Source organism: Candidatus Hydrogenedentota bacterium (genome assembly GCA_019637335.1).
Classification (GTDB): domain Bacteria; phylum Hydrogenedentota; class Hydrogenedentia; order Hydrogenedentales; family JAEUWI01; genus JAEUWI01.
The window spans coordinates 156,476-170,055 of record JAHBVV010000009.1 but is presented as its reverse complement, the minus strand read 5'-3'; the positions used below and the strand labels follow the sequence as shown (position 1 = coordinate 170,055).

General features: G+C 64.1%; 12 protein-coding genes. 4 read left to right on the top strand and 8 right to left on the bottom strand.

Going from position 1 to position 13,580, the window contains the following annotated elements; genetic code table 11:
- Positions 1 to 12: 12 nt before the first annotated feature.
- Together KF886_12395 and KF886_12390 are read right to left on the bottom strand one after the other, a co-directional pair.
- Positions 13 to 918, bottom strand: coding sequence for an ankyrin repeat domain-containing protein (locus KF886_12395; GenBank protein ID MBX3178156.1), 906 nt, complete (start codon positions 916 to 918; stop codon positions 13 to 15).
- Between the two features lie 179 nt (positions 919 to 1,097).
- Positions 1,098 to 2,363, bottom strand: a complete 1,266-nt coding sequence (locus KF886_12390; GenBank protein MBX3178155.1) for a citrate synthase — start codon at positions 2,361 to 2,363, stop codon at positions 1,098 to 1,100.
- A 383-nt stretch (positions 2,364 to 2,746) separates the two neighbouring features.
- Here KF886_12390 and nhaA point away from each other — a divergent pair, with 383 nt between their 5' ends.
- Together nhaA and KF886_12380 are read left to right on the top strand one after the other, a co-directional pair.
- Positions 2,747 to 4,180 carry a Na+/H+ antiporter NhaA gene (gene nhaA, locus KF886_12385; protein MBX3178154.1) on the top strand — a complete coding sequence of 478 codons (1,434 nt, stop codon included), beginning with the start codon at positions 2,747 to 2,749 and terminating at the stop codon, positions 4,178 to 4,180.
- Between the two features lie 40 nt (positions 4,181 to 4,220).
- Positions 4,221 to 5,153 carry a diguanylate cyclase gene (locus KF886_12380; GenBank protein MBX3178153.1) on the top strand — a complete coding sequence of 311 codons (933 nt, stop codon included), beginning with the start codon at positions 4,221 to 4,223 and terminating at the stop codon, positions 5,151 to 5,153.
- Here the strand turns inward: KF886_12380 and KF886_12375 are convergent.
- The 3 genes from KF886_12375 to KF886_12365 all read right to left on the bottom strand — a co-directional run bounded on the left by KF886_12375 (position 5,139) and on the right by KF886_12365 (position 8,785).
- Positions 5,139 to 5,390, bottom strand: coding sequence for a hypothetical protein (locus KF886_12375; GenBank protein ID MBX3178152.1), 252 nt, complete (start codon positions 5,388 to 5,390; stop codon positions 5,139 to 5,141). The two genes, KF886_12380 and KF886_12375, sit on opposite strands and share 15 nt — an antisense overlap.
- Positions 5,383 to 7,029, bottom strand: coding sequence for a mechanosensitive ion channel family protein (locus KF886_12370; protein MBX3178151.1), 1,647 nt, complete (start codon positions 7,027 to 7,029; stop codon positions 5,383 to 5,385). Before KF886_12370 ends, KF886_12375 begins: the two co-directional genes overlap by 8 nt.
- A gap of 1,006 nt (positions 7,030 to 8,035) precedes the next feature.
- Positions 8,036 to 8,785, bottom strand: coding sequence for an arginyltransferase (locus tag KF886_12365; protein MBX3178150.1), 750 nt, complete (start codon positions 8,783 to 8,785; stop codon positions 8,036 to 8,038).
- A gap of 187 nt (positions 8,786 to 8,972) precedes the next feature.
- Here KF886_12365 and KF886_12360 point away from each other — a divergent pair, with 187 nt between their 5' ends.
- Complete coding sequence (locus KF886_12360; protein ID MBX3178149.1) at positions 8,973 to 9,284, top strand: DUF2089 family protein; 312 nt, start codon at positions 8,973 to 8,975, stop codon at positions 9,282 to 9,284.
- Entirely contained in the window at positions 9,284 to 10,174 is an 891-nt protein-coding gene (locus KF886_12355; GenBank protein ID MBX3178148.1) for a hypothetical protein, read from the top strand. The genes KF886_12360 and KF886_12355 overlap by 1 nt, the downstream gene beginning before the upstream one ends.
- A gap of 13 nt (positions 10,175 to 10,187) precedes the next feature.
- On the opposite strand, the gene KF886_12350 is transcribed toward KF886_12355, so the two are convergent.
- The 3 genes from KF886_12350 to KF886_12340 form a co-directional block, all read right to left on the bottom strand.
- Entirely contained in the window at positions 10,188 to 11,333 is a 1,146-nt protein-coding gene (locus KF886_12350) for an exo-alpha-sialidase (protein ID MBX3178147.1), read from the bottom strand.
- Positions 11,334 to 11,412: 79 nt separating this feature from the next.
- A complete protein-coding gene (locus KF886_12345; GenBank protein MBX3178146.1) occupies positions 11,413 to 12,651 on the bottom strand; it encodes an exo-alpha-sialidase in 1,239 nt (412 codons plus the stop codon).
- A 15-nt stretch (positions 12,652 to 12,666) separates the two neighbouring features.
- Entirely contained in the window at positions 12,667 to 13,491 is an 825-nt protein-coding gene (locus KF886_12340) for an enoyl-CoA hydratase (protein MBX3178145.1), read from the bottom strand.
- Positions 13,492 to 13,580: the final 89 nt, after the last annotated feature.

Genomic DNA, 13,580 nt, shown 5'->3' with positions numbered 1-13,580 from the left:
GAATCCTTAAGTCTACTCCGCGCCACACTCCTGAAACAGGGCCTGCATGCGCGGGTGCGCGCCGCCGGCGGCCTGCGCCGGTGTTTGGCCGTCCGCCGCTTCGAAATCGGGATCGGCGCCGAGTTTCAGGAGGAATTCCGCGAGGACGGTGCTCGAAAACCGGATCGCCTCGAACAGCGCGGGACGGCCGGCCATATCGAAGGTATCCGGGTGAACACCCTGATCGGCGACGCGGTGGATGACGGGCAGGTAGCGTTCGATTACCTCCGATTCGATGGCTTCCACGGCCGCGTCGTCGCCCCGGGCATTCCTGGCGGCGATTTTCTCGTCGCACGCGCCGCGAATCGCCGCCACCAGGTCCGTGAGGAGTTCCTCGGGAGCCTTGCAGGACTTCAGGGCGTCTTTGTTTTCGGAGAAAAGGCGGTTGATCAGGTGCAGGTCGCCCATGCGGAAGGCCACATTGAGCGTGAGCACGGCGCCCTTCGCGATGAGGCGCGTCGCGGCTTCCGGCGCCCCGGGATGCGGCGAGCGGAGGGCGTAGAGGAGCGGCGATATCCGGTAGTTGTCGTAGGGGTCCACCGAAATCAGGTGGCCGCTGAGCAAATCGATTAACTCGGCGTTCCCATTCATGGCCGCGATGTGCAGCGGGGTCCTCCCTTCGCTGTCGCGGAGCGCCGGATCCGCGCCCTTCTCCAACGCGGCCTCGATGCGCCCGGCGGATCCCGTAATCGCCGCCAGCTCGTGCAGGGAGGCGGGCTCGGGAAAATCCTGCGCGGGCATGGCCGGGCCATCGGTTGCTTCGGAGGCGGGCGGCGGCGGGGCTGCTTCGGTTTCCTCGGTTCCGGCCGCAACGGAGCTTTCCGCGCCGGCGGGATTCTCTTTGCCGAACCAGGCGGCCAGGCGGTTTTTCAGGGACACGTTGCGCTGCCTTTCCGTTTGCCGCGGGCGCGGCGCTATGGCCTGTGCTTAGAGTGTGCCGCGCGCGGCCGCGCCGGTTCAAGCGGGCTATGCGCGGGGCGCGCCATACAAGAACGCCCGGCAGCGTGTTCGTCGCTACCGGGCGGCAAGTACTTCGATGGCTATTGCGCGGGGCGGGGTCAGGAATCCAGGCGGCGCAGGGTTGGCCCGACGTAAATCTGGCGCGGGCGGTGGATGCGGAAGTCGGGATCGGCGCGCATTTCGTGCCAGTGCGCGATCCAGCCGGGCATGCGCCCGATCGAGAAGAGCACGGTGAACATTTCGGTGGGGATGCCGAGCGCGCGGTAGATGATGCCGCTGTAGAAATCGACATTCGGGTAGAGCTTTCGCTCGATGAAGAAATCGTCGTGCAGGGCGATTTCCTCGAGGTTCTTGGCGATATCGAGGAGCGGATCGTTGATGCCGAGTTCATTGAGCACGGCGTCGCAGGAGGCGCGAAGCAGCTTGGCGCGCGGATCGAAGTTGCGGTATACGCGGTGGCCAAATCCCATCAACCGGAAGCTGTCGTCCTTGTCCTTGGCCTTTTCAACGTACTTCTTGTAGTCGCCGCCGTCGGCCTGGATCTGTTCGAGCATTTCGAGCACGGCCTGATTGGCGCCGCCGTGCAGCGGCCCCCAGAGCGCGTTAACGCCGGACGAGATCGAGGCGTAGAGGTTGGCCCGGCTGCTGCCGACCATGCGGACGGTGGATGTGCTGCAATTCTGCTCGTGGTCCGCGTGCAGGATGAGAAGGGCGTCGAGGGCCTTTTCAAGCACGGGCGAGACAACGTACTCCTCGGTGGGCTGGGCAAACATCATGCGCAGGAAATTGCCGGCGTAGCTCAGTTCGTTGAGCGGGTAGACCACGGGCTGGCCGACGGATTTCTTGTAGGAAAACGCGGCGAGGGTCTTTACCTGGCCCAGCAGGCGCATGACGTTGAGGTTAATGTGCTGTTCGTCCTCGGCGTCATAGGGGTAAAAGGACGACATCGACGAAATCATCGAGGCCAGAATGTTCATGGGGTGCGCGGTGACCGGGAAGTGGTCGAAGAACTTCAGCAGGCTCTCGTGCACGAGGCTGTTGCGGGTGAGTTCGTCGCGCCAGCTTCGGAACTGGGCCTCATCGGGCAATTCGCCATGAATGAGGAGGTACGCGACCTGGGAGAATCGAAGCCGCCCGACGAGATCCTCGATTGGGTAGCCGCGGTACCGCAGGATTCCCTTTTCGCCGTCAATATATGTGATAGCGCTCTTGCAGGATCCTGTGTTGCCGTAACCGGGGTCGTAGGTGATGGCGCCGGTTGACTTGCGCAGGTGCGTGCAATCAATGGCGACCTCGTTCTCCGACCCGACGAAAGAAGGAAAGGTGTTTTCCTTATCGCCCACCGTTATTGTGGCACTACTCATGACATTCTCCGTGCGTGATGCGGGCCCCCCAGAGCAGCATCCCCGAACCTGAATCGCCGCGCCCTGGAGCCGTACCGTACGCCGCCAGGCGGCGATCGAACTGCTGTACCCGCCATGGGAGCCCCAGTATATACCAAGCATTTGAGGGAGTGCAACGGGTGCGCGGCGGCCTCCGCCAATGGCCGGGCCGGCGCAACGGTGCGGCGCGGACAGACCCCGCCGCACACGCATGGAACGCAAAAGTAGCTTGACACTACTCCATTGAATGCACAAGAATACGCGCCTCAGCCGATGTCGAGCCACAGGCTTACGGCCCGGCCCGCAATCCGTGGCGGCCAGGCGGTTCAGCCGGCGATACCCGACCAGTCAGGAACCTTATTGGAATGAGAGCCAAGTCCCCGAATCCGCCGCCGCTTGACCAGGTCTCCACGCTGCAGAAGTTGCTGCACCACGGCGCGATGGCGGCGGTGTTCCTGCTGGCGGCCTCGGCCAGCGCGTTTTTCCTGGCGAATTGCGGCATTAAGGTCCTCGGTGTTCCGGTATACGAGTGGTACGCGGAACTCTGGCATGTCAACCTCGGCTTCTATATTCACGGGGAAGTAATCGCGAAATCGCTCCACCACCTGGTGAACGACGGGCTCATGGCGATTTTCTTCTTCATGGTGGGGCTGGAAATCAAGCGGGAGCTGCTGGTGGGGGAACTGGCGTCGTTCCGGAAGGCGCTACTCCCGATTCTCGCGGCGATCGGGGGCATGGCGTGCCCGGCGATCATCTATAGCGCGATCAACATCGGAGGCGATGGCGCGCCGGGCTGGGGCATTCCCATGGCCACGGACATCGCCTTCTGCGCGGGGATCCTGGGGCTTCTGACGCGGCGCGTCCCGCCCTCCCTGGCGGTGTTTCTTATCGCGCTGGCCATCGTGGACGACCTCGGTTCCGTGGCGGTAATCGCGCTGTTCTACACGGATACAATCGCCACGCGCCCGCTCCTCGTGGGGTTGGGCATGATCGTGCTTTCGTTCTTCTTTGCGCGGATCGGGGTGCGCAACGCGCTCGTGTTCACGCTTATGTTTGTTGTCATCTGGGTGGAGTTCTTCCTCTCGGGCGTACACGCGACGGTCGCGGGTGTGCTTTTCGCCTTCACGATTCCGGCCGATGCCCGCTACGAGTCGCCCCTGTTTATCAGCCGGGTGGGCCAATTGCTCGACCGGTTCCGTGAAGCCGAGCGAAGTGAAAGCGCATTGCAGGTCAATTCAAAGCAGCAGCGCGTCGTGCGCGCGATCGAGGAGGAGTGCGTGCACGTGGAGGCTCCCTTGCAACGCATCGAACACAAGCTGCACCCGATTACGGCTTTCATCATCATGCCGATCTTCGCCTTCGCAAATTCCGGGGTGCATCTCGAGTTTTCACAGCTTGGGTCGCTGCTGCTGGAGCCCGTAACCCTCGGTGTCGCGGCGGGGTTGCTGCTTGGCAAGCAGGCGGGTATCATGGGGGCGTCGTGGCTTGCGGTGCGGTCCGGCCTGGCCGAATTGCCCCAGGGTGTCCGCTGGTTACAGCTCTGGGGCGTGTCGTGGCTTGCGGGCATCGGATTTACGATGTCGCTGTTTATCGGGGGGCTGGCCTTCCCGGCGGGCCACGACGCGGGCCACGGCTCCGTGGAGACCGCGAGCCACGTGGTGGAGATGCTTACCGGAGCGAAAGTAGGGACGCTTGCGGCCAGTCTGGTTGCGGGCGTCTGCGGCTCGGCGGTGCTTCTGCTGGCGGGACGCCCGGCGGATCGCGCCTCATCGGAGACGCACGGTCACGATCACCATTAGGAATTGCGCGCGGCGCGCCCCGCGTAACAGGAAGTACCCAATGACAAGTATACCCGACGCCCGCCAGCGCAGTGTTCTGGTAGTGGAAGGCGATGCGAATGCGCTGCACCTCATGCGCGATTATCTCACGCGGGCCAATTTCCGGGTGCGTTCCGCCTCGGATGGCTGGGAGGCGCTGAAACGGCTGAAGGACGGGCCCGTTGATCTCATCGTAACCGAACACGCAATCGTGGATATGGACGGAGCCCGATTGCGCGAGAAGTGCATGATGAATCCCGTGACCCGCGAGATTCCGTTCCTGTACCTGGTCGAAGGAGGCCAGACGGAGAGCCACGTCCGCGCGCTGCGGAGCGGGGTGGACGACTGTATCACGAAGCCATTCGACCCCGTGATTCTCGTGGCCCGGGTTCAGGCCGTGCTGGAACGGCGCCGGTCCTACGAGGAGATGGTGCGGGTGGACCCGCTGACCCGGCTGCTGAACCGGCCGGCGCTGGAAAAGGAACTGGAGGAGGAGCTGCTTCGGGCCGCCCGCTACAAGCGCGAAGCAAGCCTGGTCATGCTGGATGTCGATTCATTTTCGATTGTGAACGAGGATGGCGGCGTGGCGATGGGCGACTTGCTGCTGACCTGCCTGGCGGGCGTCATCTTGACGAGCATCCGGGCGATGGATACGGCGGGACGGCATCAAGGCGGAAAATTCATCCTGTTCCTCCCGGAGACGAACCGCGCGGGGGCCGCGATTCTCACGCGCCGCATTCAGCAGCAACTGGCGACGATCGCCACCGCGGTCGCGGGCATTGAGCTGACGTTCAGCGCGAGCATTGTGGGCCTTCCGGAGGACGGCGGCGATTTGGACACCCTCCTCCCGCGGCTGGAACAGGCGTTAAACCAGGCGAAAGCGGAATCCGGCCCGGGTTCGGTGTACCAGTGGGGCATCGGCCTGGCTCCGGCGGAAGAGTCAGCCGGGGCCTGAGCCTTCGGCGGCGGGCGCCTCCACGGCGGGCTGGGACGCGGGAGGCGGCGGCCCAACACGCCGTTGCGTGCGCTGGGTCATGTCCACGACCAGCACCCCAAAGATCACCATGCCGATCAATAGGAACAGCGCGAAGCAAACCAGAATCATGCGCGGGTAGGGATCGTCCTTCGGAACGGAAGGCGGCGGGGGCCATTCCGGAGCCGTTTCATGCTGTTTGTCGGCGGGGTCACTCATCGTCGTCTTCTCCATGTTGTGGGCGCGCATTGAACTCGGGATGCTCGTAGGAGACCGGCGGCGGAATCACGCCGGGCGGGCCGCCGTGGCGGCGCAGAATGCCGCGCGCGGCGCGCAGACCGGTTTCCGCGCCGGAAGCGGCGCGTTCATCCGAGGTTATATCCCGTTGGGGGGCGGCATCCTCGCGCATGTACAGCGTGCGCGTCGGGAACGCGAACTCCACGCGCAAGTCCGCCGCGAGCCGGACAATATCCAGCAGCAGGCGATGGCGTTCCCGCAGCTCGGTCCCCCAATCAGGCGTCTCGACGAAGCAGTATAGCAGGATGTCGAGCGACGATGCGCCGAAATCGTTCAGATAGACGTGATAGTAGTCCTTGCGGGTGTAGGGATGTTGCCGGATCAGCTCCCGGATGCCCTCGCAGAACGCCTCAATGGCATCGGGCGGCGTATCGTAGGCGATCGCGAGCGTTGTCTTGATGCGGCGGTAGCGGCGGCGGCCCATATTGTCGATATGGGTATTGGTTATGGCGGAATTCGGGACGGTTATCAGCGAGTTGTAAAAGGTCCGGATGCGGGTGCTCCGGATACCCACCTCCTCCACGGTCCCGTCTATAGTGCCGATCGTGACCCAGTCGCCAATGCGGAATGGGCGGTCCATCAAAATGGTGATGGAGCCGAAGACGTTGGCGACGACATCCTTGGCCGCAAGCGCAAAGGCCAGGCCGCCGAGGCCGAGGCCCGTAATAAGCCCGGCCGGATCGGTGGTGAACTGGTAGGCGAAGGCGACAATGCCGGCAACGATGATGAAGATCTTGAGCGTCCGCACAACAATGGGGACGAGGAGGTCGTCGTACTTGCTGGGGGTGGCCTGCGCGCGCTGGGAAAGGTAGCGCCCGACGATATCGACCAGGCGGTAGCTGGCCCACACGGCCCCGGCGGCGGTCACGAAGAACGCGGCGACGCGAAGATACTGAAGCACGGCGGGGTTCAAGCCGAGCAGGGTGAGGCCCAGGAGCCAGACCCAGACCATAAGCGAGATCCGGATCGGCAGAATGAATTCCCGCTCGAGGCGACGGTCGTAGGCGTAGCCCTTGCGCCGGAACCAGTAGCGCAGAAACACCCCGACGAGGAGTGTGAGCATTCGGCTGACGAGCACCCCGAGCCCCACGAGGAGCAGCAGGCCCAGCCACTGGTAGTTCCGCAGGTACAGGGGCGACTCCATGAGCGCCGGGTTGTACTGATGTATCCAGTCCCGGATCCGGTTGGACCAGGGGCGCTGCGCGGAGGCCGCGCCCGCTCCGGCCAGCGGCGGTTGGTCCCGGTAGTTCAGGTACAGCGCCTCCAGGCGCTCGAGGGTGCCCTTCGTGAAGCGCCAGGCCCGCAATTCCGGTTCGTCCAGATCGGGCAATGGCGCCAGCACGATACTGCCCGCGCCCAACGGATCCTGAAAATAGACGTAGGTTTCGCCGCTCGAATCCGGCGGGATCTCGGCAAGAATGACCGGCCGGGTGCGCTCGATGACCGCCAGGAGATCCGAGGCTTTGCTCTCCCCCACCGCCGGCCGATCGACCGGGTTTACCGCGGAAAGATCGAGGGCGCCGATCGCGTCCGCGCGGGTGTAGCCGTCTTCGCCGCGCATCCCCTTGATAAAAACCTCCAGCGCCGCGCGCGGGGAGCGGAACCGCGGAACAAAACGCGCCAACTCCGGCTCGCTGGCGCTGGCGCGCTCCGCGGCGTGCGCGGCGAGCCGATCGAGGTGGGCCGGGTCCAGGGTGCGGGAACTGAAACGCCAGAGCCCATCGTCTTCGTAGCGGTGCAGGTAGAGCACGGGCGCCCCATCGCCCGCGCCCAGCCGCAGGGTATAGTCGTCGCCCTGGGGCGCCTCCGGGATGGCCCCAAGGTCAAACTGGACCTGCTCCATCACGGCGTAAATCGTCTGCGCGGGGCTCGCCCCCTGGTTCACGCGCACGTCATCCGTGAGCCCGTCGCCGAGATAGAGACAATTCACCGCATCAAGCAGGCGCAGTTCATTCCCCGATCTGAAGGCCTGCATGGATTCGAAGAAGGTGCGGACCGTCGCGCGGGGCGATCCCTGGGCCGGTTGCGCAGCCTCCGCCACGGAATCGGGGGCGGCATCCGCGCGCTCGGGGGCCTGCGCGCGCGCAAACGCCGCGAGCAGGAAAAGCGAAAAAAGGAATATGTTGCGTGGTAGGTGATTATGCAAGGCCTGCCCGGCTCCTGTCGCACGGTCGGTAGTATCAATGCCCCCGCTGGCGCTGCGCCTGCAAGGGATTCTACGGACCGTTGCGGGGTGATGCAAGCCGGGATGCTACGCGGGGACACGTGGCGGGCGAAAACGCCGGTCGGTCATGAATGCCGGCATGGTCCGCACCCCCGGTCCAGTTGCAGGAGCCCCCTCCCCTGCAACTGGACCCTGCGTGGCGTCCAGGCGATTGGACGCGCCTCACCGGAGACTACTGCCCGGAAGCAAGGGAGCAAGTTTCGCGCCGAAGCGCCATATTGGGTGCGACAGCCCGGCTAACTGGCTGGCATGACTGGTGTTCGCACGATGCGCAAAGGAAGTTCGTGAGCGAATATGGCGGGGAATTCCAATCCCGATTCCTATAATGGGACGCCGATTTGTATCATTCCGGGACTGCTGTCGGCGTGTAGGGGGACCAGCCGGGCGTGTCGGGCTGTTTGATTTCGCAGGGCTGAAAACGCGCCTTGTAGCTCATGGAGCCGCAGCCGGCGATGTAGTAGCCAAGATAATAGTGGCGCAGCCCCCAGTCTCGGGCCTGCTGGATTTCGTAGAGGGCCGACCAGGTGCCGGGACTGAGGTGCGAGAAATCGGGATCGAAGAAGAAATACACGGTGGACAGCGCGTGTTCGAGCCGGTCCACAATGCCGACGCCGGCAAGGCGCCCCTCGACCCGGTACTGCATTTCAAGGGTCTCGTGCCGGAGGCAGGTGTCCACGAGAAACGCACGGTACCGATCGGGGTCCATGGGGCCCTCGCTCGTGCCATGCTGCCAGGCGAGGTAACGCTCGTACATGGCGGCTTTGTCGGGCGTGTACCGCGCGGAACCCCAGCGAACCTCAAAATGCTTCTGTCCACGGTTCCATACGCGGCGCTGCGACTTGCTCATGCGAAACTGTTCCACCGGCACGCGCAAAACCCAGCACTCCCGGCAATGGCGGCACACGGGACGATACACATAGTTGCCGTTGCGGCGATAGCCCCAGTCCAGCAGCTGTTCGTAATGGCTGCCGGCGAGCTTGCCATTTCCGAAACGGAAGGTGGCGACGCGATCGGACAGATAGGGACAGGGATCGGTAATGTCGCCGAGGTGGATGATGGATTCGAGTTCGTCCCGGTTGATTTCGAGCTTCATTTGGCGGCCTTAACCCTGTATTCGGAGGCGAATTCACGTCCCTTTTCGTACTATACCATTCCCACTCCCCGGAATCCGATCCGGCGGCGGGCTTAAATATTATTAAATCGTGGTTTAATAATGTTGACATATTTGGTGATATTGAATATAATTGAATTGAAGGTTAATAAAGTTAATGGAGCATCGTATGAAACACCCCACCCCGCCCCCCTGGGTTCTCGCCCTGGAGGAGGAAGACCTCTACTTCGTACGCCGTTTCATCCTGGCGTCCGGATCGCTCAAGGCCCTGGCGCAAACCTACGGGGTGTCGTACCCTACCGTGCGCAGCCGGCTCGATAGGCTCATCGCAAAGGTCGAAGCGCTCGAAGAGGCATCCGATGGGGACCCCATGCAGCAGCTGGTTCGACAGTTGGTCGCGGGGGGCGAATTGAACCGGGACCTGGCGCGGCGCCTGCTGCGCGCGCACCGGGAAAGCCTGGAAACAGAGGAGCACACGTGATGAAAACCAGGATCGCGTTTATTACCGGGAGCTTGATGCTGTGCGCGGCGGCGCTCGCAAACGGCGGTGGCGATACGTGGCGCCCGCAGATCGCGGAGACCGTGTCCGGCGCGTTTTCGCACGGAAACCTTCTGGCGCGCATCGGCGAGGCGGACTTGACGTCGTTCGAGGCCCCGGACGCCATCGAAAGCGACCTGATCGATTCCGGCGGCATTCCAGCACTGCGGCTGACGTATACCGGCGGCGAGTCGATCTCCGTTACGATTGCCGAAGTGCCGCTTACGGCGCCGTTGCCCGGGCGGCTGGTCTATGAAGCCGAGATGGCGTGCGAGTCTACGGCGGGCGGCGCCTGCCTGGAGATGCACGTCGTTTCGGGCGGGCAGGCCTATTTCTCGCGGGCGCTGAATGATCGGTTTAGCGGGACCCAGGCATTTCGACCGACATCTGCGCCGTTCTTCTTCAAGGACAGCGACCAGGCGGAAGCCGCGCGGCTGGGGGTCCGCTTCGAAGGCCCGGGCACGGTGACGATTCGCAATCTGGCGCTCTGGGAAGCAGATTCAACGTGGCCCATCGGCGCCTGGGCCGGGGTCGTCTTTGGGATACTCGGCGCCGCGGGCGGGATCTGGGGCGGCGTGGCGGGCATGCTCGCTTCGCGCGGGCGGGGACGCCGCGGGGTGCTGGCGGGGACGGCGGCTTTCGCGGTTCTGGGCGCGCTGATGATGCTCGCGGGACTGATCCTGTGGTCGGCGGGCGCGACGTGGGACGCGTGGTATCCGACGGCCTATGGCGGCGGACTGATCGGCGCGATTTTCGGGATTGGGTATATAATGATCCGGCGCCGCTACGCCGAAGCGGAGCAGCGCCGGATGGAGGCGATGGATTTGCAGTGACGCGCCGCGCACCTTACGGCGCCGGGGGCATCCAGATGGTGGCTTCGATGGTTCGCTCCGGCCCGATCTTGCCGTCCGCGAAGTAGTAGGTTGTGACGACTTTGCCGTCCGGCCGCTGCACGGTGCGGGGGTAGCCCATGTCCTTGGTGATGCCGTCGTTGCGCAGCACGAGCTCGGGACCCCAGGTCTTGCCGCCATCGGCGCTTATTTTGGCGCACATGCTGAAGGGCTCGGCGCGGTAGCCGTAGGTCAGGCAGATGCGACCGTCCGCGAGCTTGATCATGGCCGGCGGATTGCCGGCGCCGACCGTATCCACGGGGTCCGCCTCGCGCGTCCAGGTCTTGCCGTTATCCGTGGAACGGTACAGCGCGATGTTCCGCATAGGTCCTTCGCGGTGGCGTTCGGCGACGATCAACTCGTTTTCATTGAGGCGAACGGACGACGGCATGATGCCGAAATGGCCCGGCTGGCCGGGATCCTCACCGATGTAGGAAACGAACTGGAACGACTTACCGCCGTCGTCGGTGCGGAAGCAGAAGAGACGCCCTTCGCGGCCATCCGCCTTGCCTGCGGTGCTGAAGAACAGGCAGGAATCGGCATCCTCGACGATGTAATCCGTGCGGGCGGCGGTCCCGGGCGTATGGAAGCTGGGCAGCTTGAAGGGCCCCTCCCACGTCTTGCCCCGATCATAGGAGTAGTAGAAACGCGACTGGCCGTCGTGCACGCTGTTCATGCGCATGGTCAGGGCGAAGTCGGGGTGGGTGAAGTTGATGCCGCCAGGGCAATCGGTCGGGGCGGGCACGGTGACGCCGGGCAGCGGCGTCCCGTGAAGCGCGCCGTCCTCGGGGATGAGGTCGCCGTTGTCCGCCGGGTGCTCGTGCGTCCAGGTGAGGCCGCCGTCCAGGCTGCGGGCAAGCCGGTGCTCTTCGGGCTTCTCGGGATCGAAATGGTGCCGGTCGCCGCGATCGAGGTAGTGGCCCCGACTGTAGCCCACGAGGATTTCGTTGTCCCAGATCCACATGCCGTGATTCGCCGGCCACCCGCCGAAGCGTCCCGGCTCGCCATACACGGTCACGTGCTGCACATCCTGGAGTATAACCTGATCCGGCGCTCCGGAGGTTATGCCGAGGGCCACGAGGGCCAATCCGATTCCAAACATGGGGTTCTCCTTGGTAGACCAACGTTACGCTGTGCCGCGAACCCGAGGAGGTCCCGGCGTGCACTGTCTTCCCCGCGTATTATTCCGCGGCGCGAATCCAGTCTTCGGAAAGGGTTACGTGCTTTATGCATTCTCCCTCCACCGGGGTATACGTGTAGACGATGTGAATGGCGCCATTCCGCGCCTGAATCGCCGTGGGATACGAGGCGTGCGGCTTGAACTCGGGCGGCGCGGTGCTGTCCTCGATGGCGCGCTTCCAGGGCCAGGTCGCGCCTTCGTCTTCGGAGAGCAACGCCACGAGGCGCGAGCGGCCATGGCGCCCATCTTGTCCGGTGAGGTCATTTGCGATCATGAGCCAGCGACCACTCGCCAGGACGATGGCCGAGAGGCTGGAGTCGGGGTTGTCGATCGGCAAGTCGTAGAATTTGGTCCAGGTCTGACCCGCGTCGGAAGATTCGGCCGCGCGGATTTTCTTGAGCGGGCCCTTGTCGCGGCCATAGGCGACCAGGGTCCCGTCTTTCCGCTGCAAAAAGGCGGGCTGAATGAGCCCGTAGTCTGGCATAGGCTCGCCGTACGTCCAGGTGGCGCCGCCGTCGGTCGTGAAGCAGGCGAGCGAGGTCATGTAGACGTCGGAATAGAGGCCGATCGTCAGGCGGCCGTCCTGAAGCATAATGGGCTGGCAGCGCGGCATCCAGGAGAGCATGTGCGCAAGGCGCCCGATCACGGGTTCGTCCCAGTCGTCGATGTAGGTCTCGTCGAACCGGGCCATGCGCTGGCCGTGAATAAGGCGCTCGCGGTACTTCTTCTCGGAATCAAAGGCGGCACCGAACTTCGCGTCCACGGTATCGGCCATGGCGTCCATCGCCGCGGCGAGATTGGGGGGCGGAATGGTAATGAATCCGCTTCGATCCCACTTCGGCGCGCCCTCGCCTTCGTAGTTCGTCGCGGTGCGGTATTGCAGGAAATAGGTCTCGCGGGTATTGGCCAGGGCGGATATCCACCAGAGGTAGAGCACCCCGTCGGGGTCGATAAAGACCACCGGGTTTTGGTCGGGAAGGCCGGGATTGTCGGCGACGACAAAGGGCGCGCTCCACGCGGCGGCGCCTTTCGGCTTGCGGGCGCCCTGCAAGACGAGCGTGTCGTCGCTCTTCTCGCCGCGCCCGTGAAACCAGACGGCGAGAAGATCGCCGCCCGGCATTTCGACGATCGAGGCGCTGTGGTTGTGCATTTTTTCCGGCGGGAAGATCAGCGCGCTTTCGAGTCCGGGCGTCCCGGACACGGCGCAGGCCATTACGGCGGCGGTGAAGAGCAGACTCATGGTTACGATCTCCGGTCAGTTGCCCGTGAATCGGGGCGGGCGTTTTTCGAGGAACGAGGCCACGCCTTCGGCGAAGTCCTCCGTGCCGAAGCTGTCGATCATCTCCCGAATGGCGATGTCCGTGGCGGGGCCCAGGTCGGACATCAGGGAATCGTACACCTGGCGCTTGATGATTCCCAGCGCGCGCGGCGAGCACTGTGTGGCCAGGTGGGCGGCGTATTCGTATACCCGCGGGAGCAATTCCTCGTGGGGGACAACGCGGCTGACCAGCCCGAGGGCCTTTGCCTCGTCCGCGCCGACAATGCGCGCGGAATAGAGCAGATCGAGCGTATTTTCCACGCCGATCAGGCGCGGGAGCATCCAGCCGAGGCCGTGCTCGGCAATCAGGCCGCGCTGCGAGAAGGCCGTGCCGAACTTCGCCTGGTCGCTGGCAAAGCGGATGTCGCAATAGATGGCGTGCACGAGGCCCAGGCCCATCGCGTGGCCATTGATGGCGGCAATGATGGGTTTCTGTATCCCCAGAGGGAAGGTGTAGGGCTTCTGGAAATCGTCGCGGCCGCCGGCGCCCGGAGCATCGGCGGCCGGCGCCGGGGCGGCTTCCAAATCGAGTTCGCCACTCTGGACCGCGGTGAGGAGGCTCATGTCCGCGCCCGCGCAAAATCCCCGGCCCGCGCCGGTGACGACGATGACCCGCACATCGCTCCGGGTCTCCGCATCCGCCATGGCGTGGCGATATTCGGCCTCCATGCGGAGGGTCCACGCGTTGAGCTTGTCTGGGCGGTTGAGGGTGATGGTGGCGATATAATCCGCCACGGAAAACAAGATTTCGCGATATTCCATGAATCCTCGGTCTCCTCCGTGCAGGGACTGAGCATAGCATGAATCGGGCGGGCCACCAAACAGGAAGGCGGGCCACCGATACGCACGGC